Raw genomic sequence first — 23,057 nt, forward strand, 5'->3', positions numbered from 1 at the left:
CAGGACCGGCTCCCCGAGGGCTGGGGGGCAACCCCCGGGGAGACGGACCGGTGCGTCGGAGCGGGACGCCCGGCCTGCGTGTCGGGTCAGCGTGCGACCGAGGTGCGCACGAGCTTCCCGCAGTCGTAGCCGTCGCCGGAGATCTGGCGCCACTCCCCGCGCTGGAGCTGGACGACGGTGGAGCAGGTGAAGGACTGCTTGCCGCCGACGTTCATCTCCGAGTGCAGTCCGCCGGCGGTCCACTTCTGCACCCCGCGCAACGACTCGACCAGGCTCTCGCGGGTCAGCGTGCCGCCGAGGGCCACGGCCTGCTCGACGAAGAGCCGGGTCGCCGACCACGCGAACAGGCCGAAGGTCGTCGGCGAGGCACCGGGCTTCACCCGCTGCAGCCACTGGGTGTAGAGCGCGACCTGCTGGTTGTCGCCCGTGAAGGCCGGGTGCGGGACCGGGGCCAGCGCACCGTCGACGTTGGCGCCGCCCTGCGCGGCGAGCTCGGGTCCGTACTGGGTCTGGGTCACCACGAACTGGTCGGGCTTGTACCCCTGCTGGGCCATCGCGTCGGCCAGCCGGACCGCCTGCTGGGTGGCGCCGGTGAAGGAGACGAACGTGATGCCCTCGTCCTTGAGCTCCTGCACGAAGGGCGCGTAGTTGAACTCCGAGGACTCGATGCCCTTGTAGATCTTGACGCCGAAGCCGGCCGACTCCGCCGCGTCGGCGAAGCTGCGCGCGAGCGCCGGGGACCCGCCGAGGTTGAGGTAGAGGAAGGCCGCGGACTGGGTCGCCTGCTTGTCCTGCTCGGCGTAGAACTGGTAGGCCGCGTCAGTGATCACACCGGGCTCCAGGGCCTGCGCGGCGAAGCAGGTCGCGCAGTCGTAGCGCTCGTTGGTGAGGATGCTGACCCGCAGGTCGGGCAGGCCGCACTCCTCGGTGGTCCGCGCACCGCCCGAGTCGAAGATCGAGACCGACCCGACCGCGGCAAGGACTCGGCGCAGGCCCGGAGGTAGGCGGCCTGGTCGGCAGCGGAGTCGGTCTTGCTGTCCAGCTCCAGCATGGTCAGCCTGCGCCCGCAGATGTCGGACTGGCTGTTGAAGAACGCGAGGTACGCCGCGGTGCCGAGCCGCGCGGACTCGAAGAGTCCCGGCACCGGGCCGCTGACGTCGGAGGAGTTGGCCAGGACGATCTCGTCGTCGGTGATCCCGGTCTGGTTCTCGAAGCCGTCGCACGAGCCGGCCCGGGCCCCGCCCGTCGCGTCGCCCTCCCCTGCCGCGCCCGTGGGTACGCCCGCGGAGCCACCGGCGCCGGTGCTGCCTGCGCCACCCGTCGTACCTCCCGCGGTGGAGGTGGTGCCACCGGCGCCGCTGCCCGACGTGCCGCCGAGACCACCCGGGTCGGAGCCGGGGACGAGCGGGTCGCCGCCGGCGGCTGCGCGACCACCGGCCACGCCGCCCTGCGCGGAGAGCATCTGCTCGGGGGCGATCCGGGAGCCGCACGCCGAGGTGAGCGCGGCGAGGGCGAGCGCGAGGGACAGCACGACGTAGCGCACCAGGGCCTCCGGGAGCACGAAGGGGACGGGGGATGACCGTCTGTGACGGTGCTCACCCGACGAGCGACGAGCGCACGGGTCACGCCGGGCACGGCAGGACGGGCCCGGCGGGAATGACCGGGCCCGGCGGGCCCGCCGGCTCAGCGGTGGCCCGGGGCCAGCAGGCGCTCCGGCTCGGCAGCCAGGGTCCGCAGCGCCGCGACCACGTCGGCGACCTCGAGGCGGGACGGCTCCCGGTCGACCCGCCGCGGGAGGGGCACGACCGTCCCGGCGAGCCGGCCCACGGTCGCGGCGTCGGTCCGGTGGCCGAGCTGGACGAGGTAGGTCGTCTCCGTCGCCGAGAACTCCAGCCGGTCCACCGCGGCGAAGCGCAGCCCTCCGTCGCGGTCGCGCACCACCAGCACCTGGCCGGCGTCCAGCGGTGCCGCCCCGTCGAGGCGGGCGTGGTCGACCCGCACGTGGGTGGCACGGTCCAGATGGTGGGTCCCGGCGGGGACGTCGACGATCTGCATGCCTGCTCCTGGGTTGCGGCGCCGGGGCAGCGGGGTGGTGCGTCCCGGTCGGACCTCCCCACCTTCGGCCGGAGCGTCGCCGCGTCCAAGGTGTGTGGACGGATCTTCACACGATCTTCGCAACCGTTTTCCGGTCCTTTTCCGCAGTTGCGCGTCACTCTTTCCACGCATTTCGTTCTCTGCGGCCGGGCGGTAGGACCAAGGTCCCCGACCGGGCCTTCTCGGTGAAGATCACGTGAACCCACCCCGGCGCCACCGCGATGCCGCCACCCTGGGTCCGTGACCAGGACACCGTGGGGGGACGCGCTGCCCCGTCTGCGCACCCCGGTCGTGCTGGTCCCACTCGCCTTCGTGGCGATCGTCCTGGCGAGCACGAGCGCCGTGGCGTTGAGACCGCCCGGGTCCGCGCTGTCCTCGTGGTGGCCGGCGGCCGGGCTCGGGACGGCGCTCCTGGTCTTCAGCCCGGTACGCCGGTGGGCACCGCTGTTCGTGGGGCTGGTCCTGACCACGGCGCTCTCCAACTTCCTCGGGGGACGCACGGTCGCGGTCTCCGGGCTCTTCGGGGTGGCCAACGCCCTGGAGGCCCTCACGGCTGCTGTGGTGCTGGGCGCCCACCGCGGCCGTCCGGTGCTCCGCGGCGGAGCCGACTTCCTGCGCCTGGTCCTGGCCGCCCTCGCGGGTGCCGTCGTCATCGCCGTGATCGGCAGCATGACCGTGGCGGTCTTCATGGGCGGCTCGCTGACCGACTCCGCGTGGCACCTGGTGGCCGTCCACCTGACCTCGCAGCTGCTCATCCTGCCGCTGGTGCTCTCCCTGGCCGGCGACGAGCGTGCCCGCTTCGGGGCGTTCGACCGCCCCCCGCTGGTGCGTGCGGCAGCCGCCGCGGCGACCCTCGCCGTGTTCGCGGTCGCCTTCATGGCAGGCGACACCGTGGCCGCCAGCGCCTTCGTGCCGCTGCCCGCCATGGTCCTGGCCTCCCTGCTGCTCCCGCGGCGCGAGGTCGCGGCGCTCATGCTCGCGGTCGGCTTCGTCACCACCGCCGCGACGGCCCAGGGGCGCGGGCCGCTGGCCCTGCAGGCCGCACTGACCGACGGCCCCGCCAGCACCCTGGCCCAGCTGTACCTCGCCATCCTGTTCCTGGTGACGATCCCGCTGGTGGTCCTCGTCGAGCAGCGGACCTCGGCGCTGACCACCGCGGAGTCGGTGCTCTCCTCGACCACCGAGAGCGCGATCATTGGCACCGACCGCGACTGCGCCATCCAGTTCTTCAACGTCGGTGCGGAGCGGATGCTCGGCTGGTCGGCGAGCGAGGTCGTCGGCCTCCACCCCGCCGAGGTCTACCTCGAGGACGGGGGGCCCAGCACGTGCGGCGCCCTCATGGGCGTAGCCGGCCCCGACCCCGACCTGCTCGTCGCACCCGTCATCAGCGCCGGCGCGATGAAGGCCGACCGCACCTGGCGCCGCAAGGACGGCTCCACCCTGGTGGTCTCGGTCAACGTCACCGAGGTCCGCTCCCCCGCCGGCGAGCTCGAGGGCTACCTCGCCGTCGCCGCCGACGTCACCGACCGGCTCGAGGTCAAGCAGCGGCTGCGCGACGCCCTGGCCCGGGAGCAGGCCTCCGTGGCCGAGCTGGAACGGGTCAGCCGGATGGAGAACGACTTCGTCTCCGCGGTCAGCCACGAGCTGCGCACCCCGCTCACGACCATCCTCGGCAACACCCAGCTGCTGGCCGCGCACATCCCCGGCCCCCTCACCGAGGACCAGGAGCGGGTCGTGGACCGGCTGCACCGCAGCGGGCGCCGGCTGCTGATGCTGGTGGAGGACCTGCTGACGTTGACGGCGGTGGAGTCGCGCGCGGCCACCCGCCACGTCGCGGTGCGGACCGGCGACGTGGTGGAGCTCGTGGTCCACCAGGCCGTCGACCTCGCGGAGGGACGCGACCTCGACGTGACCTACGACGACCGGGCCGCGGACGCCGCCGTGCTCGGAGACGTCGACGAGCTCGAGCGGGCCCTGTTCAACCTGGTCAGCAACGCCGTCAAGTTCACGCCCGAGGGCGGGGCCGTGCGTGTCACCTCGCGCCACGACGGGGACTGCCTGGTCTGGTCGGTCTCCGACACCGGGCTCGGCGTGAGCGAGAGCGACCGGGATCATCTCTTCGAACGCTTCTTCCGAGCACGTACCGTCACCGACATGGCCATCCCGGGCACCGGCCTCGGGCTGCCGATCGTGGAGCTGATCGCGCAGGCGCACGGCGGGTCGGTGCGGTACGTCCCCCACGAGGGCGCGGGCTCGACGTTCGAGATCCGCCTCCCGGTCGCGCCCGTCCCGGCCCAGGCCCCGGCGGAGCCGTCGGGCGAGGCACCGGACGACGTACGCCGTGACGGCGTCCGGCTCGGGGAGCAGGCATGACGACGACCACCCCCCTCGAGCCGACCTCGGTCCGCGTGCTGGTCGTCGACGACGACCAGCTCCTCGGGGACGCCCTCTCCTCGGCGCTGGAGTCGCTGGGCCACCGGGTGCGGCTGGCTCGCACCGCAGCCACCGGGCGGGAGCTGGCTCGCGAGACCGACCCCGACGTGGTCGTGGTGGACCTCGGCCTCCCTGACGCCGACGGTCTGGAGCTGCTCGGCGAGATCCGCGACCAGTCCGCGGTGCCCGTGCTGGTGCTGACCGGCTCCACGGACCCCGCGCGGCGGGTCGAGGCGCTGGACGCCGGCGCCGACGACTTCCTGGGCAAGCCGTTCCGGCTGGCCGAGCTCGAGGCCCGGCTGCGGGCCCTGGCCCGCCGGCCCGAGCTGCGCTCCTCGAGCGTCACCGTGCACGGAGCCGTGACCGTCGACCGGGTGGCGCGGACCGTCACCGTCGAGGGCCGCCCGGTCCACCTGACCCCCATCGAGTGGCGGCTGCTGGACGCCCTGGTGGCACGCGCCGGCCTCGTGGTCAGCCACCGCGCGCTCATCGACGCCGGCTGGTCGGACCGCCACGGCGCGGAGACCGTCGAGTCGCTGCGCGTCCACATCCGCTCCTTGCGCAGCAAGCTCGCCGACGCCGAGGGCAGCACCCCGCTGCGGACCGAGGCGGGCGTGGGCTACCGCTGGCAGGTCCCCCACACGCCTGTCGCGACCACCCTCGCCGCCCCGAGCGGGTCCGCCGCCTCCGCGGCCGGTCCCGCCCCGCACGCCGCGACCGCCGTCGGAGGCGGCGCCCGGCGCACCGAGGCCGAGCGGGCCGCCCACGACCTGCACAACGCCCTCACCGCGCTCGAGGTCGCCACGTTCATGGTCGGTGCCGAGGGCGCCCAGGCCGGGGTCTCCGCGGCGGCCCGGGAGTCGGCGCTGCAGCGGCTGCCCGCCCTCACCGTCCGCATCCGCGAGCTCGCCGACCGCCTGGTCACGACGACGACGACCGCAGAGCCCGACCCGGGCCCGACCCACTCCCCGCAGGAGGACACCGGATGACCACCGTGCTCATCGTCGAGGACGACCCCGACATCCGTGACCTGGTCACCACGCTGCTCAGCACCGCCGTGGACGAGGTGCTGAGTGCGGGCGACGGCGAGGAGGCGCTGGCGCTCGCCGAGCGCCGCGACATCGACGTCGTGGTCCTCGACCTCGCCCTGCCCGGGGACCGCAACGGGCTCGACGTCCTGGCCGAGCTGCGGGCCGGCGGCCACCCGGCCCGGACCATGCTGCTGACGGCGTACGCCGGAGCGGAGGACCGGGCCACCGCGCTGCGCGCGGGCGCCGACGTCTTCGTGCCCAAGCCGTTCAAGATCATGGAGCTGGTCGCCCAGGTGCTGGAGCTGGCCCAGCGCCCGGCGCACGCGCCGCCCGCGGCACCGACCACTGAGCCCGCCTGAGCCCCTGGGCCGACCGCGCCCCGCCGGGGAACAATTGAACGGTCATCTACCTTGAGGTGAGTGACAGCCGCACGGCCACCCCAGGAGCACCGATGACCATCCAGCTCACCCCCGAGATCGACGTCCGCCGAGCGGAGGACCGGTTCTCCTCGCAGTTCGGGTGGCTGGACTCCAAGCACTCCTTCTCCTTCGGCCGCCACCACGACCCGCGCAACACCCACCACGGGCTGCTGCTGGTCAACAACGACGACGTCGTGGACCCCGGCACCGGCTTCGACACCCACCCGCACCGGGACATGGAGATCGTGACCTGGGTGCTGCGCGGCTCGCTGGTCCACCAGGACTCCCAGGGCCACAACGGCGTCATCTACCCCGGCCTGGCCCAGCGGATGAGCGCCGGCACCGGCATCCTGCACTCGGAGAAGAACGACGCCTGGCGCCTCCAGGGCGAGCGGCACGAGGACCGGGTGCACTTCGTGCAGATGTGGGTCGTGCCCGACGAGCCCGGGATCGACCCCGGCTACGAGCAGCTCGAGGTCGCCGACGAGCTGCTCTCGGGCGGCCTGGTCCCGGTCGCCTCCGGCATGGCCAAGCACCGTGACGTCTCCGCGATCCGCATCCGCAACCGGTACGCCGCGCTGCACGTCGCCCGGCTCCAGCCGGGACAGAGCGTGGAGCTGCCGGACGCGCCGTACCTCCACCTGTTCGTGCCGGTCGGCTCGGTCGTCCTCGAGGGCGCCGGTCCGCTCGCCACCGGCGACGCGGTGCGGTTCACGGCGACCGGCGGCCAGCGGGTCACCGCGACCGAGGCGGCCGAGGTGCTGGTCTGGGAGATGCACGCGGGCATCGCCGCCTGACCTCCGACGGCGACGCCGAGGTCCGGGCTCAGTGCCCGGAGAGCTGCCCGGTGAGCCGGTCGTGCATGTGGGTGCTGTGCTCGTCGAGCCCGCGGATCTCCACGCTCTTGCCCTTGCGCTCGTACTTGGTGACGATCGCGTCGAGCGAGGCGACCGTCGAGGCGTCCCACACGTGGGATGCGGAGAGGTCGATGACCACGCGCTCGGGGTCCTCGGCGTACTCGAACTGGGTGTAGAGGTCGTTGGACGAGGCGAAGAAGAGCTCGCCGGTCACGGTGTAGCGGGCGTGGACCTCGCCGTCGGCGTCCTCGACCAGCTCGCGGTGGGTGGTGGCGAGGTGGGCGACCCGGCGGGCGAAGAGGGTCATGGCGACCAGCACGCCGACGGCCACGCCGATGGCGAGGTTGTGGGTGGCCACGACGACCACGACGGTCGAGACCATGACCGTGGTCTCCGACCTGGGCATCCGGCGCAGCGTGGCGGGGGCGACCGAGTGCCAGTCGAAGGTGCCGACCGCGACCATGATCATCACGGCGACCAGGGCGGCCATCGGGATGCGGGCCACGACGTCGCCGAAGCCGACGACGAGCACCAGGAGCAGGACACCGGCGGAGAAGGTCGAGATCCTCGTGCGGGCTCCGGAGACCTTCACGTTGATCATCGTCTGGCCGATCATCGCGCAGCCGCCCATGCCGCCGAAGAATCCGGTGATGATGTTGGCGCCGCCCTGGCCCCACGCCTCGCGGGTCTTGTCGGAGTGGGTGTCGGTGATGTCGTCGACGAGCTTGGCGGTGAGCAGCGACTCCAGGAGGCCCACCAGCGCCATCGCCAGGGCGTAGGGGGCGATGATCTGCAGCGTCTCGAGCGTGAGCGGCACGTCGGGCAGCAGCAGGAACGGCAGGGTGTCGGGCAGGTCGCCCTCGTCACCGACGTCGGGCAGCTCCCAGCCGGCGAGCAGCGCCGCACCGGTGAGCACGACGATCGCGACGAGCGGGCCCGGAACGGCGGTGGTGATGCGCGGCAGCCAGACCATGACCAGGATGCCGACGGCGACCATCGGGTAGACCAGGAACGGCACGTCGACGAGGTAGGGCAGCTGGGCCAGGAAGATCAGGATGGCCAGGGCGTTGACGAAGCCGACCATGACCGAGCGCGGGATGAAGCGCATCATCCTGGCCACCCCCGCCAGGCCCAGGGCGACCTGGATGAGGCCGCCGAGGACGACGGTGGCGAGCAGGTACTCCAGGCCGTGGTCCCGCATCACCGGGGCGATCACCAACGCGACGGCGCCGGTCGCGGCCGAGATCATCGCGGGGCGACCACCCAGGAAGGCGATCGAGACCGCCATCGTGAACGAGGCGAAGAGCCCGACGCGCGGGTCGACGCCGGCGATGATCGAGAACGAGATCGCCTCGGGGATGAGGGCCAGCGCGACGACGAGGCCGGCGACGACCTCACGGCGCAGCACCGCGGGGCGCCGCAGCGCACCGCGGACGGTGTGGTCCTCCGACGGCGTGGCGGGCGGCGTGGCGGGCGGGACGGGGGCGCCCGAGGGCGCAGGAACGGGCGTGGTGCTCAGGACGGTCTCCAGGTGACGGCCCGGCACGGCACGCGCGGTGCGGCGTCGCACGGCGCGGCGGCCGGGAAGCGGGAACGGCGTCCGCCGAGGGACGCGGGCCAGCGCGGATGCCTGGCCGAGGGCTCGTGGTGGTGCCGTGTGCTGAGCCTGCACTCTGTGGAGCTGAGGGGATTCGAACCCCTGGCCTTCTCATTGCGAACGAGACGCGCTACCAACTGCGCCACAGCCCCAGATGTGTTGCTTCCACGCCTCACGGCGCGGAGGCTCACGTTAGCACCGGCCTCAGCGGCCGGACGAATCGACCCCGCAGGTCAGACCCCTCCTCGCGGAGGGGTCGCGCAGGTCAGGAACCGACGGCGCGACCGGGGGCCTCGCCCTCGGCGCGGCGGGCTCGCTCCTCGGCGTCGCGGACCAGCGCGGAGTCGGCGTCGCTGCGGCCCGAGGTCCACACGCCGGTGGCGTCGAGGTCGATGGTGCGCACCGAGCGGCGCTCCGCCGCGGGCTTGGAGACGTACGTCGGCAGCGTGACCGGCACCGGCTCCCAGAGCCCCGCGGCCGCTGCCGGGGCGCGCGGCGTGGGCACGTCGACGGGCTCCTGGTGCCCCTCGGCGGCGGGCGCGGGCAGGACGCCCGAGACGGCCTCCTCTGCCAGGGGCGCGGACACGACGGCCACCTCCTGGGTCTCCTCGCCGGTGGCGCCGGCCGCGAAGGCCGGTGCGGCCTCGGGCAGGACGGTGGCGGGGATGCGGGCCAGCGGTCCGGAGATCCCGCGCTCGCGGCGGACCATGAGGCGGCAGGCGACCAGCCAGGCCACGAGCAGGGAGACGGGGAGCAGCAGCACCGGCCAGGCCAGCAGCCGGGCGGCGACCAGGCCGCCGGTGAGGGCCAGGAGCAGCAGGAGGACCGAGAGCACCCGCCGGCGCCGTCGGGCGGCGCGGCGGGCCGCCTCTCGGCGTACGGGCGCGGGGACAGGAGGGACCTCGGCGGCGGCAGCGGTGGCGTCGACCGTGGGAGCGGCCGAGGCCTTCGTCGTCACCACCGGGGCGGAGGGGACCCGCCCGGGGGTGACGACGAGACGGGAGGAGGAGCGGCTGACCGGCTCACGACGGGCGAGCACGCGCATCGTGTGGGAGAACCGGTCGACCGAGCGGCTGCGCACCACCTCGTCGTGGTGCCGCAAGGCCTGGGGGACGAGGTAGACGGCCCAGGCGACGGCGAGTGCCACGAAGATGAGGGGGCTGAGGTCCACGCACGGAAGGCTAGGGGCGATAGCGCAGGGTGGGGCGGATGTCTACCCGTGTGTCGCAAATTGCTGGTGTGACTGGTGTGGCTGAGGCGCCGTCGGGATCCCCGGAGACCCCCGGCGCCGCGTCGACCGGTGGGGACGGGTCCTGCGGCGGCGGCCGGGGCGGACTGTCGTCCGGTCCGTGCCGCCCCGGCAGGAGCGGCTCAGCCCTCGAGGACCCGGGCGACCAGTCCGCGCGGCCCGGTCTCCTCGACGGTCACGGCGTAGAGCCGGTGGTCGCGCCACTCGCCGTCGATGTGGAGGTACTTGGGGGCGTAGCCGATCTCGCGGATGCCCAGCTTCTCCACGACCCGCAGCGAGTTGCTGTTCTCGGGACGGATGGCGATCTCGACCCGGTGCAGCTTGACGGTCCAGAAGAGGTGGTCGAGGACGAGCGCGACCGCCAGTGGCACGATCCCGCGCCCGGCGTGCCGCTGGTCGATCCAGTAGCCGACCGAGGCGAAGCGCGCGGACCCGCCGACGATGTTGTTGACCGTGACCTGGCCGGCGAACTCGCCGTCGACCTCGATGACGAAGGGGTACGTCGAGCCCTGCCGCGCCTGGTGTCGAAGTCGTCGCACGAGGGCGGTGAAGGTGGTGGCGCGCTCCGTGGAGCCCGGCGGGACGGTCGCGTCCCACGGCACCAGCCAGGTGGCGTTGCGCTGCCGGGTCTCCCGCCACGCCTTGGCGTCGGTGAGGCGCAGCGGCCGCAGCAGCACGTCGGGACGCGAGGGGTCGGCCAGCCGCACCGGCCACGAGCCGCGGGGCGCGCGCGGCGGGCTGGTCAGTGGTCGCTCCCGACGACCTGCTCCACCGCGTGGCGCAGCACCGGCTGGAGCACGGCGAGCCCGTCCTTGACCCCGCCGCGCGAGCCCGGGAGGTTCACGACCAGGCAGTGTCCGGCGACGCCGGCCAGCCCGCGGGACAGCACGGCGGTCGGGACGCCCTTGGCGGCGCCGTGGGCGCGGATCGCCTCGGCGAGGCCGGGGACCTCACGGTCCAGCAGCGGGCGGGTCGCCTCGGGGGTGCGGTCGGTGGGTGTGAGCCCGGTGCCGCCGGTGGTGAGCACGACCCGGGCGCCGGCGGCGACCGCTGAAGCGATCGCCTCGCCGACGGGGTCGCCGTCCGGGACGACCGCGGGGGCCTCGACCGCGAAGCCCCAGCCGCGGAGCGCCTCGACGATCAGGGGGCCGGTCTCGTCGGCGTACACCCCGGCCGCGGCGCGGTTGGAGGCCACGACGACGGCGGCGGGCAGCACCTCGCGTGCCGGCTGCGCTTCACTCACGAGCGGGTCCACTCCCCCGAGCGGCCGCCGGACTTGGTCTCGACCCGCACGTCGGTGATGACCGCGGCCTTGTCGACGGCCTTGACCATGTCGACGACGGTGAGCGCGGCGACCGACACCGCGGTCAGGGCCTCCATCTCGACGCCGGTGCGGTCGGTGGTGCGCACGGTGGCGCTGATCTCGACGGCGTCGTCGGCGACCTCGAGGTCGACCACGACGCCCGAGATCGCGAGCGGGTGGCACAGCGGCACGAGGTCAGGAGTGCGCTTGGCGCCCATGATGCCGGCGAGCCTTGCGACCGCGAGCGCGTCGCCCTTGGGCACGCCCTCGCCGCGCAGCAGCGCCACGACCTGCGGGCTCACCAGCACCCGGCCCGACGCCGTGGCCGAGCGGGCGGTGACCGCCTTCTCCGAGACGTCGACCATGCGGGCGGCGCCGTGCTCGTCGACGTGCGTGAGGCGATCGGACTCGGCCATCTCAGTGCCCTCCCTCGAGGCCGGAGTCCATCGGCAGCACGCTCACGACCGCGCCCGCCTCGAGCGCGGTGACGTCCTCGGGCACGACGACCAGCGCGTCGGCGTCGGCCAGGCCGCCCACGAGGTGCGATCCGGGGCCGCCGACCGGGCTGACCGTGCCGTCGGCGGGGTCGAAGTGCGCGCGCAGCAGCTGGCGGCGGCCGGGCGGGGAGGTGACGGCGTGGGTGAGCCGCGCGCTGACCGCGGGCCGCGACCACGGGGTCAGGCCCATCATCTTGCGCAGCGCCGGCAGCACGAACAGCTCGAAGGAGAGGTACGCCGAGACAGGGTTGCCCGGGAGCGTGAAGATCGGCACCCGGTCCTCACCGACGTGGCCGAAGCCCTGCGGCTTGCCGGGCTGCATCGCCACCGGCCCGAACCAGACCGTGCCCAGCGGACGCAGCGCCGCCTTGACGACGTCGTAGTCGCCCATCGAGACGCCGCCGGAGGTGACGACGACGTCGGCGCGGACCAGCTGCTCCTCCAGCGCCGCGAGGAACGCCTCGGGCTGGTCGGGAACGATCCCGACCCGGTAGGCGACCGCGCCGGCGCGGCGGGCCGCGGCGGCCAGGAGGTAGGAGTTCCCGTCGTGGATCGAGTCGTGGCCCAGCGGCTGGCCCGGCTCGCGCAACTCGGAGCCGGTGGAGAGCACCACGACCCGGGGGCGGTGCCGCACGGCGACCCGGGCGTGGCCGAGCGAGGCGAGCAGGCCGAGCTGGCGCGGGCCGAGGACGGTGCCGGCCTCGATCACCAGGTCGCCCTCGGTGACGTCCTCACCGGCGGCGCGGACGTGCTGGCGCAGCTCGGGGGCCCGGTCGATCCGGACGTGCTCGGCGCCGGCGTCGGTCCACTCGTAGGGCACGACGGCGTCGCAGCCCTCGGGCACCGGCGCGCCGGTCATGATCTTCGCGGCGGTGCCCTCGGGGAGCACGCGCAGGTCGGCCGCACCGGCCCCGATCGCGCCGACGACGGGAAGGTGCACCGGCGACTCGGGCGTCGCGGTGACCACGTCGGCCAGCCGGACGGCGTACCCGTCCATCGCGGAGTTGTCGAAGGCCGGCAGCGAGTGCGGCGCGGTCACCGGCTCGGCGGCGGCCAGGCCGAGGGCGTCCATCAGCGGCTGCGCGGCCGCGGGGAGCGGCTCGACGGCGTCGAGGATCCGCTCGAGGTGCTGCTCGACGGTGATCGGCGCGGGAGCCGCGTGGTCGGCCACGTGCTCAGGCGCCCGTCGCGCCGGTGAGGACGGAGCCGGCGTCGACCCGGGTGCCCTTGCCGCCCTCGACGGTCACGTCGCCGACCACCTGCACGCCGTGGCCGAAGGTGACGTCACCGGCGACCTTCAACGAGGTGGCGGCCCTGAGCGAGGGGGCGCCCTCGGGGAAGCGCTTGTCGAACTCGGTCACCAGCTTGAACACCGCGTCGTCGAGATCGACGAAGGGCACCTGGTCGGCAGCCTGGTCGAGGACGAAGTCGCGGCCGATGTCGTAGACGTCCGAGCGCAGGACGAGCAGGTCGTTGGTGGTCTTCACCGGCACGAACCGGTCGCGACCGACCTCGATGAGGGTGGCGCCCTCGAAGACCTCGATCGCCGCACCCATGGCGGTCTCGACCTGGATGACCTCGGGGCTGCTCTTGTCGCCCGGGTCGACGTTCTTGGTGTTGCGGATCAGCGGCAGCCCGAGGATGTTGCCGCGCTGGTCCATCACCTCGCGCAGCGCGCGGAGGTCGACCCACAGGTTGTTGGTCGAGCAGAAGCGGTGGCGGTCGAGGTCGGCCAGCGCCGCCTTGTCCTCCTCCAGGGTCTGCGCGGTCTCGCGCAGCACCAGCCGGCCATCGGACTTCCGGCGGGCGAAGTGGCCGCCCTTGCGGTCCGAGGCCGTGCGTCGCACCGCCTCGATCGCGAAAGGGGCTCCGGACTGGGCGAACCAGCCGGCCAGCCGCGGGTCGGGGACCGCGCCGAGGTTGTCGGAGTTGGAGACGAAGACGCGCTCGTAGCCGGCGTCGAGCAGCTGGTCGAGCAGCCCGGTGCCGACCAGCGCGGTGTAGATGTCACCGTGGCCCGGCGGGCACCACTCGAGGTCGGGGTCCTTGGGCCAGCTGACCGGGGTGAGGTCCGTGGCCAGGAGCTTGGGCTCCTTGTTCTGCAGGAACTCCAGCGGCAGTCCCGACACCGGGAGCGCGTCGTAGCGCGCGACCGCGGCCATGGTGTCCTCGGAGGTGCGGAAGCTGTTCATGAAGATCAGCGGCAGCGGGGCACCGTGCTCGGAGCGCAGGTGCAGCACCTGGCGGCAGATGATGTCGAGGAAGCTCATCCCCTTGCGCACGCACAGCAGGGACTTGGCGCGGTCCATGCCCATCGAGGTGCCGAGCCCGCCGTTGAGCTTGATCACCGCCGTCGTGCGGATGGCCGCGGCGGCGGCCTCTGGGTCGACCTCGACGTCGGCCAGCGACTCCATGTCGATCGGCTCGATGCTCGCCTCGGGGATCATCCCGGTCTCACCGTGCTCGAGGAGCCGGTAGTAGTGGGCGAACGTCTCGATCGCCACCTCGTCGACGCCCTCGGCGACCATCTTCTCGCGAGCGGCCTTCAAGCCAGGTGAACCCATGGCCACGATCGTAGGGTCGGGCCGTGCCCTCCGCGCAAACCCCTCCGGAACCCGGTCGTCCGCCGCACCCGGCCGACCCGGTCGCCGCGAGCAAGACGGCCCTCCGCGACCGGGTGGTCACCGCCCGTCGCCGCCGGCCGCTGCTCGAGCGTCGGCAGGTCGCCGAGGACCTGGCCGCGGTGCTGCTGGGCACGCCCGAGCTGCGCCGGGCCGCCACCGTGGCGGCGTACGTCGGGGTCGGCGGCGAGCCCGCGACCGGCCCGCTGCTGGCCGGACTGCGTGCGGCCGAGCGGCGGGTGCTGCTGCCCGTGCTGCTGCCCGACCTCGACCTGGACTGGGCCGTGCACACGAGCGACGCCGACCTGGCCCCCGCCCCGCGCGGGCTGCTCGAGCCGCAGGGCCCGCGGCTGGGCCCCGACGCCGTCGCCACCGCCGACGTCGTGCTCGTCCCCGGCCTGGCCGTCTCCCCCGCCGGGCTGCGGCTGGGCCGCGGCGGCGGCTCCTACGACCGGGCGCTGCTCCGGGTCCCGGTCGGTACGCCGACCTGGGTGCTGCTGCACGACGACGAGGTCGGCCTCGACGTCCCCGGCGCCCCCCACGACCGGCACGTCACCGGCGCAGCCACCCCCACCCGGGTCGTCCGCTTCTGACCGGGACCGCCGAACCGTCAGCTCCGAACCCTCGAGCCGGCGGCGGTCTCAGGGAGCCGGCAGGAGGGTGAGCTCGTCCTCGGCGGCCGCGGCGACGGCCTCGGGGGTGAAGGGGAACGGCAGGGACTCCCCGCGCACCAGCAGGTCGGTCTGGTCGGTGTAGTGCTCGGAGGCGGGGTGCCCTGAGACGCCGGTGAGCGCGACCCAGCGCGAGTCGTCCCAGTCCGCCAGCGACAGCACCATCCGCATCGACGGGCCGGTCGTGACCTCGAAGCCCAGCACCGGGTCCCAGGAGGTGGTGTCGACCGAGCCCGGCCCACCGCCGACCGGCCACGGGTCGGGCTCGACGACCCGCCGCGCCAGACCCACCGCCGCGCCGTCGCCGAGCAGCCCGGGCGAGGTGAGCCGCAGCAGGTGCTGGTGGCCCCAGGTCCACCGCTCGGCGTCCTGGGCCTGGCGGCGCACCAGCTCGTCGCGCGCCTCGAGCATCGCGGCCCTGAGCACGTCGTCGCGCCGCTCGACCCGGTCGGTCGCGGTGTCGTCCCACCAGGGGTCGTCCGGCTCCTCGAGCAGCCCGCCCACCACCTGGATCCAGCGGGGTCCCCCGTCGGGCCAGGTGCTCGGCGGGAGCTCGTCGTGGAAGGTCGCGGCCAGCAGCTCGCGCCAGGTCGCGTTGAGGTACGCCGCGGCGGCCGAGCCCGGGCCGTCGGCCGGCTGGTCGAGGTCCCAGCCGCGCAGCAGCTGCTGCCCGTCGTCGGCGTACCCCTCGTCGAGGTCGATGCGCAGGAGTGCCGGGACGAGCACGGGTGCCAGCGTCGAGACCTCGTCGCGCTGCACCTCCTCCACGCTCGCCACCGACTGCTCGCCGGCGACCAGCAGGTCGCGGAGCCGGGAGGCGCGCTGGCCGGGGTCGAAGCCCTGGCCGAGGAGGTAGGGGTAGTCCTGGTCGACGGGGACCTGGTTGGCCGCGACCGCCACGCCGTCGAGCGGGTCGGTGGTGAACGGCAGGGCGGTGGCCGGCAGGACCTCGCCCGTCCAGTCGTCCTCGGGGCGCCAGCCGGCGGCGGGCAGGGTGCCGTCGCGGCCGGACTTGCGCACGGGCACGGCCCCCGCGACCTGGACGCCGACCGTGCCGGCGCGGTCGGCGAGCACGACGTCGAGGGCGGGTACGGCGAGGGCGGCCGTCGCGCGGCGCGCCCCCTCCACGTCGTCGGCGAGCGCGAGCCCGAGCAGGCCGTCGAGGGAGGGCGCCGGCCGCAGGCCGACCCACTGCACCGCGACCGCCAGCTCCTCGTCGAGGTCCGCACCCCGGCCGACGGTGGCGGCCTCCCCCGCGGCGGAGGTGTCGGGATCGACGTCGGAGAGCAGCGGCCCGTGCCGGGTGCTGCGCACCTCGAGCCGGACGTCCTCGGCCCCGGCGACCTCGATGGTCTCGGTGCGGGTGCGCACCGGGCGCCAGCGACCACCGACCAGCACCTCGTCGCCGCCGGCGCCCTCGCGCAACCGCTCGACCACGAGGTCGGTGGTGTCGGGTCCGGCGGCGGCCGCGCCCCAGGCGACCTCGGCGTTGTGGCCCTGCACCACCCCGGGGACGCCGGGCAGGGAGAAGCCGGCGACGTCGTAGGGGCAGGCGGGTCCGACCTCGCGGCAGTGCAGCCCCACCTGCATCCAGGGACCGGGGACCTCGGTGGCGAGGTGGGGGTCGGCGGCCAGCAGCGGGGCGCCGGTGGAGGTGCGCTCCCCGGAGACGACCACGGCGTTGCTGCCGGCGCCGGGACCGCGCCCGGCCCACGTCGGGAGGGCGTCGAGGGCAGCTCCGGCCGCGGCGAGAGCGGCCGCTCCGGGAGGACCCGGCGCGGGACGCAGCGGGTTGCGGGTCGTGGTCTCGGTGGCGTCGGGCTCGAAGCGAGCGTCCACGACGGCCCCTCCCGGGACCACGGGCACCACGTCGTCGGGCGGGGTCGGCCACAGCGTCGCCGCGCGCGTCGAGCCGACCGCGTCGGCGGTCAGGACCCGGGCGACCTCGTCCTCGGCCGCGGCCGCGCCCCCGAGGTCCCAGCCCCAGGCCTTGAGCCAGGTCAGGGTGTCGACCGCCGACCAGTCGGCCGGGGCCAGGTCGGCACCGTCGAGGTCGAGCAGGGTGTACTCCACGGCCAGCTGCGAGGGCGCCGACTGCGCGAGGTAGGCGTTCACGCCGTCGGCGTACGCCTCCAGGAACGCGCGGGCGTCGGGGCTGAGCAGCGCCAGCTCGCGCTCGGCGACCCGGCGCAGGCCGAGGGTGCGGGCAGCGCGGTCGCCGGGCAGCGCGCCCTCGCCGACCAGCGCGGCGAGGGTGCCGGACGCGCTGCGGCGGCGCACGTCCATCTGGAAGAACCGCTCCTGCGCGGTGACGTAGCCCTGGGCCAGCGCGAGGTCGGTGCTCGTGTCGGCGTACACGTGCGGCACGCCGGCGCCGTCGCGCAGCACCGTCACCGACCCCGACAGCCCGGGGACCTCGACCTCCCCGGAGACCTGGGGCAGCGGCCGCCGCACCAGCGCGGTGGCGAACAGGCCCGTCACCACCAGCGCCAGGACCAGGCCGACGGCGACGTACGTCGTCACGCGCAGCCCGTCAGGCAGCCCGCGGAACGCGCGCCACCAGCGCAGGGGGACGGCCGCGCGCGTGTCCTCGCTCATGGTGCGGGCCATTCTGCCGTGCCGTACCATTGGCACTCGCCAGGGCAGAGTGCCAGCCGACCTCGGCCCACACCTCCCGGCCACCCGCCTGCACCGAAGGGGACCCGATGCCGACCTACCAGTACGCCTGCACCGAGTGCGACCACGCCTTCGAGCAGGTCCAGAGCTTCTCCGACGCCTCCCTGACCGTGTGCCCGCAGTGCCAGGGCCGGCTGCGCAAGGTCTACAACGCCGTCGGCGTCGTCTTCAAGGGCTCCGGCTTCTACCGCACCGACAGCCGCTCCAGCTCGAGCAGCTCCACGGCCGGCAGCTCCGGCTCGACGGACGCCGGCTCGTCGGACTCCGGCTCGTCGAGCTCCGGCAGCTCCGGCTCGGGCGAGAAGGCGACCGCCGCTGCGTCGTCCTCCAGCAGCACCAGCTCGTCGAGCAGCTCGAGCACCAGCGGCGCCGCCGCCTCCTGACCCCCGCTGGTCGAGGTGCGAGGAGCGCCAGCGACGAGCCTCGAGACCCCGCGGCCAGCGACCGGTCTCGTGGCTCGCTGCGCTCGCACCTCGACCACCGGCGTCGGAGACCGCGCCTGTGGAGAGCCGGGCGCACCGGTCGCCCGATCGGCCTAGCGTCCGGGTCATGCCCCTCGACGCACCCGAGACCCATCCGGGCTCCGCCCCCTCCGATGTACGCCGCCGCCTGGCCCTCGCCCGGCGGCGGGTGCGCCGTGCCGTGCTGGGGCGACGCCGGCTGCTGGCCGCGGTGTGCGCCGCCCTCGCGGTGGTCGCGGGCGTGCGGGCCGTGGCCGCCCCTCCCCCGGAGGTGGTCGCGGTGACGGTGGCGGCGCGCGACCTGCCGGCCGGGGCCGTGCTGGCGTCGACCGACCTGACCACCGTCGAGCTGCCCTCGGAGGCGCGGCCGGACGGCCTGCTCACCGACCCGACGGGCCGCACGCTCGCCGGGCCGGTCACTCAGGGGGAAGCGCTGACCGAGGTACGCGTCGTGGGCGCGCCGATGGCCCGGGAGGCGCTGGCCGGCACCGACCGGCTCGCGCTGCCGGTGCGGCTGCCCGACGCCGGGACGGTCGGGCTGCTCCGGCTGGGCGACCGCATCGACCTGGTCGCCACCGACCCGCAGGGCGCGACGTCGGAGGTGGTGGCCCAGGGGGTGCCGGTCCTCGCGCTGCCCGGCCCCGACTCCTCCACCGGTGCGGCCGGACCGGCTGGTCCGGCGGGTGGGCGGCTGGTCGTCCTGGGCGTGGCCGCGGCCGAGCTGCCGCGCGTGTCCACCGCCGCCGCGGCGACCTTCCTGACCTACGCCTGGTCCCGCTAGCCTGCGGCCGGACGCGGCCACTCGGGCCGCCGCACAGAGAGGGCGCCACACATGAGCGGCTTCAAGAACTTCCTGCTCCGCGGGAACCTCGTCGACCTCGCGGTCGCGGTCATCATCGGCACCGCCTTCGGCCTGGTCGTCACCACCTTCACCAACTGGCTGACCGCCCAGCTGCCCTCGTCGGTCGACGACATCTTCAGCAACGAGGCGAACTCCTTCGGCGCCTTCATGAACGCGGTGATCTCGTTCGTGATCCTCGCCGCGGTCGTCTACTTCCTCATCGTCATGCCCTACACCAAGGCCAAGGAGAAGTACTTCCCCTCGGCCCCTCCGGGCACCCCCGAGGACACTCTGCTGCTCCGCGAGATCCGCGACGCCCTGCGCGCCGGCCAGGCCGGCCCCACCGCCTGACCGTCTCGACGCACGGGACGTCATACGGGCAGGACGGCCTGCTCCTCGGCTCGTATGACGTCCCACCGTCCCCGGCGCGGGACGTCATACGGGCAGGACGGTCCCTGACGCGGGGCGCATGACGTCCGCGGGTGGCGGGTCGGTGGGTCTTCCTCAGCCGCCGTGGTGCGGCGGCACCTGCTCGATGAGCCAGGTGTCACCGTCCCGGGGACCACGCGAACCTCCGGTGTCGCGCTCGTCCGAGGTCGTCTCCGGCAGGCTCTCGCCGAAGACCTCGGCCCGCCGCCGGGCCCGCTCCCACTCCGACGTACGCCGCTGGGCAGGGGCGTCCGCCTCGTCGCAACCACCGGGGCCGTCCGTGCCCCCGGGGCCCTCGCCGCTCACGTGCAGAGCCCGGCCGCGGCCAGCGCCTCGTCGGAGGCGGTCGGCACGCCGGGTCCGTCGCCCGAGCCGGACCCGCTCCCCTGGGAGCCGGTGTCCGACCCGCCGGCGGAAGGCTCCTCCGAGCCCGAGGCGCCCGGGACGCTGCCGGCGGTGATCACGTCGGTGGCCAGGCGCCGACTGAGCGGCTCGTCGTTCTTGAGCTTGTTCCAGACGTCGTCGGCGTCCTCGGTCCACACCAGCCGGTTGGGGTCGTTGGGGTCGACCTCGATCGGGATGGTCAGGAACTGCACCTGGTCCAGCCCGATGCCCCGGAACTCGTAGCCGAGCTTGGCGATCTTCCACAGGTCTCCGAGGCCCTCGTCGAGGGTGAGGGACTCGGTCGCGGCCTGGAGGAAGTTGAGCAGCCGGTCCGGCCGGGCGAGCGTGCCGGAGGACAGCACCGTGTTGACCATGGAGGCGATGAACGCCTGCTGGCGCTTCATCCGGCCGACGTCGGAGCCGCCGGAGAGCGCGTAGCGCTGCCGGACGTAGTTGAGCGCCTGGATGCCCTCGAGCTTGCGGGTGCCGGCCTCGAGGTACATGCCGTGCTCGCGGTCGTCGATGGTCTCGGGGATGCAGACCTCGACCCCGCCGACGGCGTCGACCATGTCCTGGAACCCGGTGAAGTCGACGACGACGAAGTGGTCGAGGCGGATGCCGGTCAGCGACTCGAACTGCTGGATCGTGCAGGCCGGACCGCCGACCTGGTAGGCGACGTTCCACATCTGGTAGTCCGCTGCCGGGATGATCTCGCCGTCCTCGTTCTTGCACTGCGGCCGGTTGACCATGGCGTCGCGCGGGATGCTCACGCCGTACGCCCGCTCGCGGTCGGCGGAGAAGTGCAGCAGCAGCGTGGTGTCCGAGCGCTCGCCGTCGCCGGTCAGCCCGTCGATGTTGTTCTCGCCCTCGCGGGTGTCCGAGCCCATGACCAGGACGTTGAGCGGCTCCTGCGGACCGGCGACCTCGACCTTCTCCGGCCGCTCACCCACGAGGCTGTCCTCGATGTCGAGGACCGTCAGGTTGCCGCTGAGGCTGCGGTAGAGGTAGGTCACCGACAGCCCGGTCACCAGGCCGAGCACCACCAGCGTCGCGACCAGCACCTTGGCCACGGTGTGACGACGACGTCGCCGCGCGCGTCGCTTGCCCCGCGTGGTCACCCGGGGAGCCGGGGTCGCGACCTCGCCCTCGGGGGGCGGGACGGGCGTGCTCACGTGGTCGTTCTCCTGCGGGTGCGGGCTGTGGGGTGGCGGCCCCCGGACACGTCGTACGACGCGGCGGGTGGCCACCCGGTCGGCCACCCGGTCGGGGGCCGGCGCGGCGCTGCGCCTGCTCGACGGTACGAGGCTCCCCCAAGTGGATGATTGTGCGTCTGTGCACCCTTGGGATCCAAGTCCGGGGTCGCCGTGAGGGTCTGACAAGATGGCCCGCGCCGCCCCAGTAGCTCAGTGGATAGAGCAGCCGCCTCCTAAGCGAAAGGTCGCAAGTTCGACTCTTGCCTGGGGCACCCAGCAGTCCTCGCGACCGCCGGTGGACGCCGAGCTCGACTTCCTGCCTCACGCCCAACCGTGCTCCCCACCGCCGGCGCTGGGCTGCCCGAGTCGTCCGGAAGGACGGGCAGCTTGCCGGAGGTCCACCCGACAGCGTGGCGCTCAGGCAGGACCGAGGTCGTCGAGGATGACGAGCCCTCCGCCCTGCTCGCCGACGGCCAGCCGCCGGGTCTCGGACTCGGCCCCGTCGTAGACCAGGTCGACCGTGACGACCCCGTCCTCGACCGAGGTGCCCTCGACCGACACGGACTCGACGGTCTCCCAGAAGCCGGTGTACCCGCCGTACCCGCCCGCGTCCGAGCGCGCCTCCCCGCCGAGGTAGCCCCACGCGGTGCGCGTGTCGTCGGGGAGGAGGCCGTAGTACTCGGAGACCAGCGCCTCGGCCTCGCCGGACCCCGCCTCGGCCTCGGCCGCCGGCGCGGTCGTCGCAGCCTCCTCGCTCGGCTCGGCGTCCTCTGCCTCCTGCGAGGGCTCCTCCAACGGCTCCTCGGACGGCTCCGACGTCCCGCTGGGCCGGGGGTCCTGGGGCGCGGTGCTGCTGGGCCCGTCCGGCGCGGCGGCGGGCTCCTCGTCCTCGCCCGGCAGCAGCGCGACCGCGACCGCACCCCCGAGCAGCAGGAGCAGCAGGGCGACGACGAGCACCGGCGTACGCCGCCTCGACCGCTCCGCACTCGGGGCGGCCGGCGGCGCCGCCACGACCGGTGTCGACTCCGTTCCGGGCGTCGGCTCGGGGTCCACCGGCGCGGACGGGACGGACGCCGCAGCGGCCAGGGGTGCGGTCGCGGTCACCGGTGTCTCCAGCATCTGCGTCGGGTGCTCGTCGGCGAGCCGGGCCAGCTCGGCCGCGGCCTCGGCCATGGTGCAGCGCGCCCCGGGGTCCGGGTCGAGCATCCGGGCGAGCACCGGGGTCAGCGGGCCAGCCTGCTCGGGCCGCGGCACCGACGCGGAGGCGATGGCGGCCAGGGTCGCGATCGGGTTGCCGCGGTCCTCGACGGGCAGCCGGCCCTCGACGGCCGCGTACAACGTGGCGCCCAGCGCCCACACGTCCGCGGCGGGCGTCGGCTCCTCCCCGCGCGCGAGCTCGGGGGAGAAGTAGAGCGGCGTCCCGATGAGCAGGCCCGAGCGGGTCAGCGCGGCGTCGCCCTCGGTGCGGGCGATCCCGAAGTCGCTGATCTTCGCCGTGTCCCCGTCGACCAGCACGTTGCTGGGCTTGACGTCGCGGTGCACCGTCCCGCGCGCGTGGGCCGCTGCGAGCCCGCCCGCGACCTGGGCGCCGATCGCCGCGACCCGCCGCGGCTCGAGGCGCCCCTCCCGCTCGACCAGCTGCGAGAGCGTGCTGCCGTCCACGTGCTCCATCACCAGCCAGGACCTGCCCTGCTCGTCCTCGACGGCGTCGAAGACCGAGACGACGTTCGGGTGGTTCAGCGCCGCCGAGGAGCGGGCCTCGCGCAGGGCGCGCGCCAGGTCCGGTGCGGACTCCCCCGGCAGCAGCCCGACCTGCTTGACCGCCACCTCCCGGCCGAGCACCTCGTCGGTGCACAGCCAGACCGTGCCCATGCCGCCACGCCCGATCGCCCGCTCGACGCGGTAGCGGCCGGCGATCACCTCTGGTGCCTCCATGCCCCCACTACTACCCACGTGGCAGTCAGCCAGCCGTCACCCGCGCGTGGGGTGCGAGTGCCGACACCTGCCGTCGTACGTCGTCAACGCGGCCGCTCCCCGATCCCTGCCCGCCCTCGGCACCCTTCCGTCCACGCTCGCGGGCACATCCTGGGACGGTGTGTTTGGGCGCGGCGCCGGAGGGCCACCATGGCCCCAGGCCGTCGGGAGGCCGACATGCTCCAACAGGAAGAGGTACGACCGTCGCATCGCCGAGCACTGCCTGCAGGTCTCCAGCGGTTTCCGGCTCACCGACGATCAGGTCGAGACCGGGCTGGACCGCTCGCGTCCAGGCTGCACGGATGAGGCGCAGCCAGAAGGCGGCCG

22 protein-coding genes and 2 tRNA genes are annotated in these 23,057 nt (G+C 74.3%); 9 read left to right on the top strand and 15 right to left on the bottom strand.

Annotated elements, in window-relative coordinates; all coding sequences use genetic code 11:
* Positions 1-86: 86 nt before the first annotated feature.
* The 3 genes from Q1V71_RS13025 to Q1V71_RS13030 all read right to left on the bottom strand — a co-directional run bounded on the left by Q1V71_RS13025 (position 87) and on the right by Q1V71_RS13030 (position 2,055).
* Complete coding sequence (locus tag Q1V71_RS13025; protein WP_367280144.1) at positions 87-914, bottom strand: ABC transporter substrate-binding protein; 828 nt, start codon at positions 912-914, stop codon at positions 87-89.
* Positions 827-1,561 (bottom strand): hypothetical protein, encoded by a 735-nt coding sequence (locus tag Q1V71_RS20065; RefSeq protein ID WP_367280146.1) that lies wholly within the window; start codon positions 1,559-1,561, stop codon positions 827-829. The genes Q1V71_RS13025 and Q1V71_RS20065 overlap by 88 nt, the downstream gene beginning before the upstream one ends.
* Positions 1,562-1,683: 122 nt before the next feature.
* A complete protein-coding gene (locus tag Q1V71_RS13030) occupies positions 1,684-2,055 on the bottom strand; it encodes a hypothetical protein (RefSeq protein ID WP_300644251.1) in 372 nt (123 codons plus the stop codon).
* Positions 2,056-2,334: 279 nt separating this feature from the next.
* Here Q1V71_RS13030 and Q1V71_RS13035 point away from each other — a divergent pair, with 279 nt between their 5' ends.
* The 4 genes from Q1V71_RS13035 (at position 2,335) to Q1V71_RS13050 (ending at position 6,774) form a co-directional block, all read left to right on the top strand.
* On the top strand, positions 2,335-4,467 hold the full coding sequence (locus tag Q1V71_RS13035) for an ATP-binding protein (RefSeq protein WP_300644252.1): 2,133 nt from the start codon (positions 2,335-2,337) through the stop codon (positions 4,465-4,467).
* Positions 4,464-5,516 (top strand): response regulator transcription factor, encoded by a 1,053-nt coding sequence (locus Q1V71_RS13040; RefSeq protein WP_300644253.1) that lies wholly within the window; start codon positions 4,464-4,466, stop codon positions 5,514-5,516. The genes Q1V71_RS13035 and Q1V71_RS13040 overlap by 4 nt, the downstream gene beginning before the upstream one ends.
* Positions 5,513-5,917: a response regulator transcription factor gene (locus tag Q1V71_RS13045; protein ID WP_300644254.1), complete on the top strand. Its 405-nt coding sequence runs from the start codon at positions 5,513-5,515 to the stop codon at positions 5,915-5,917. The genes Q1V71_RS13040 and Q1V71_RS13045 overlap by 4 nt, the downstream gene beginning before the upstream one ends.
* Positions 5,918-6,009: 92 nt before the next feature.
* Positions 6,010-6,774: a pirin-like bicupin family protein gene (locus Q1V71_RS13050; RefSeq protein WP_300644255.1), complete on the top strand. Its 765-nt coding sequence runs from the start codon at positions 6,010-6,012 to the stop codon at positions 6,772-6,774.
* A 28-nt stretch (positions 6,775-6,802) separates the two neighbouring features.
* On the opposite strand, the gene Q1V71_RS13055 is transcribed toward Q1V71_RS13050, so the two are convergent.
* The 8 genes from Q1V71_RS13055 to Q1V71_RS13090 form a co-directional block, all read right to left on the bottom strand.
* Positions 6,803-8,257 (bottom strand): SulP family inorganic anion transporter, encoded by a 1,455-nt coding sequence (locus tag Q1V71_RS13055; protein ID WP_367280145.1) that lies wholly within the window; start codon positions 8,255-8,257, stop codon positions 6,803-6,805.
* Between the two features lie 253 nt (positions 8,258-8,510).
* Positions 8,511-8,583 (bottom strand) — tRNA-Ala (locus Q1V71_RS13060).
* A 113-nt stretch (positions 8,584-8,696) separates the two neighbouring features.
* Positions 8,697-9,602, bottom strand: a complete 906-nt coding sequence (locus Q1V71_RS13065; protein ID WP_300644257.1) for a hypothetical protein — start codon at positions 9,600-9,602, stop codon at positions 8,697-8,699.
* A 200-nt stretch (positions 9,603-9,802) separates the two neighbouring features.
* Positions 9,803-10,357 carry a GNAT family protein gene (locus tag Q1V71_RS13070; RefSeq protein ID WP_300644258.1) on the bottom strand — a complete coding sequence of 185 codons (555 nt, stop codon included), beginning with the start codon at positions 10,355-10,357 and terminating at the stop codon, positions 9,803-9,805.
* 65 nt (positions 10,358-10,422) lie between these two features.
* Positions 10,423-10,923, bottom strand: a complete 501-nt coding sequence (locus tag Q1V71_RS13075) for a MogA/MoaB family molybdenum cofactor biosynthesis protein (RefSeq protein ID WP_300644259.1) — start codon at positions 10,921-10,923, stop codon at positions 10,423-10,425.
* Positions 10,920-11,399, bottom strand: coding sequence for a cyclic pyranopterin monophosphate synthase MoaC (gene moaC, locus Q1V71_RS13080; RefSeq protein ID WP_300644260.1), 480 nt, complete (start codon positions 11,397-11,399; stop codon positions 10,920-10,922). Before moaC ends, Q1V71_RS13075 begins: the two co-directional genes overlap by 4 nt.
* Before the next feature lies 1 nt (position 11,400).
* A complete protein-coding gene (glp, locus tag Q1V71_RS13085; RefSeq protein WP_300644261.1) occupies positions 11,401-12,651 on the bottom strand; it encodes a gephyrin-like molybdotransferase Glp in 1,251 nt (416 codons plus the stop codon).
* Positions 12,652-12,655: 4 nt separating this feature from the next.
* Positions 12,656-14,044, bottom strand: a complete 1,389-nt coding sequence (locus Q1V71_RS13090) for a UTP--glucose-1-phosphate uridylyltransferase (protein WP_300644262.1) — start codon at positions 14,042-14,044, stop codon at positions 12,656-12,658.
* A gap of 23 nt (positions 14,045-14,067) precedes the next feature.
* Here Q1V71_RS13090 and Q1V71_RS13095 point away from each other — a divergent pair, with 23 nt between their 5' ends.
* A complete protein-coding gene (locus Q1V71_RS13095) occupies positions 14,068-14,694 on the top strand; it encodes a 5-formyltetrahydrofolate cyclo-ligase (protein ID WP_300644263.1) in 627 nt (208 codons plus the stop codon).
* Positions 14,695-14,742: 48 nt separating this feature from the next.
* Here Q1V71_RS13095 and Q1V71_RS13100 read toward each other — a convergent pair whose 3' ends face one another.
* Positions 14,743-17,370: a penicillin acylase family protein gene (locus Q1V71_RS13100; RefSeq protein ID WP_300644266.1), complete on the bottom strand. Its 2,628-nt coding sequence runs from the start codon at positions 17,368-17,370 to the stop codon at positions 14,743-14,745.
* Between the two features lie 107 nt (positions 17,371-17,477).
* Here Q1V71_RS13100 and Q1V71_RS13105 point away from each other — a divergent pair, with 107 nt between their 5' ends.
* The 3 genes from Q1V71_RS13105 to Q1V71_RS13115 all read left to right on the top strand — a co-directional run bounded on the left by Q1V71_RS13105 (position 17,478) and on the right by Q1V71_RS13115 (position 19,101).
* Positions 17,478-17,831, top strand: coding sequence for an FmdB family zinc ribbon protein (locus tag Q1V71_RS13105; protein WP_300644267.1), 354 nt, complete (start codon positions 17,478-17,480; stop codon positions 17,829-17,831).
* A gap of 166 nt (positions 17,832-17,997) precedes the next feature.
* Complete coding sequence (locus Q1V71_RS13110) at positions 17,998-18,690, top strand: SAF domain-containing protein (protein WP_300644268.1); 693 nt, start codon at positions 17,998-18,000, stop codon at positions 18,688-18,690.
* Positions 18,691-18,741: 51 nt separating this feature from the next.
* Complete coding sequence (locus Q1V71_RS13115; protein ID WP_300644270.1) at positions 18,742-19,101, top strand: MscL family protein; 360 nt, start codon at positions 18,742-18,744, stop codon at positions 19,099-19,101.
* A 153-nt stretch (positions 19,102-19,254) separates the two neighbouring features.
* Here Q1V71_RS13115 and Q1V71_RS13120 read toward each other — a convergent pair whose 3' ends face one another.
* Together Q1V71_RS13120 and Q1V71_RS13125 are read right to left on the bottom strand one after the other, a co-directional pair.
* On the bottom strand, positions 19,255-19,485 hold the full coding sequence (locus Q1V71_RS13120) for a hypothetical protein (RefSeq protein ID WP_300644272.1): 231 nt from the start codon (positions 19,483-19,485) through the stop codon (positions 19,255-19,257).
* Positions 19,482-20,735 (bottom strand): LCP family protein, encoded by a 1,254-nt coding sequence (locus Q1V71_RS13125; RefSeq protein ID WP_300644273.1) that lies wholly within the window; start codon positions 20,733-20,735, stop codon positions 19,482-19,484. Before Q1V71_RS13125 ends, Q1V71_RS13120 begins: the two co-directional genes overlap by 4 nt.
* Before the next feature lie 220 nt (positions 20,736-20,955).
* On the opposite strand from Q1V71_RS13125, the gene Q1V71_RS13130 reads away from it, so the two are divergent.
* Positions 20,956-21,028 (top strand) — tRNA-Arg (locus Q1V71_RS13130).
* A 145-nt stretch (positions 21,029-21,173) separates the two neighbouring features.
* Here Q1V71_RS13130 and Q1V71_RS13135 read toward each other — a convergent pair.
* Positions 21,174-22,691: a serine/threonine-protein kinase gene (locus tag Q1V71_RS13135; protein ID WP_300644274.1), complete on the bottom strand. Its 1,518-nt coding sequence runs from the start codon at positions 22,689-22,691 to the stop codon at positions 21,174-21,176.
* Between the last annotated feature and the right edge of the window lie 366 nt (positions 22,692-23,057).

Origin of the sequence: Nocardioides sp., assembly GCF_030149505.1 — a bacterium.
Lineage (GTDB): Bacteria > Actinomycetota > Actinomycetes > Propionibacteriales > Nocardioidaceae > Nocardioides.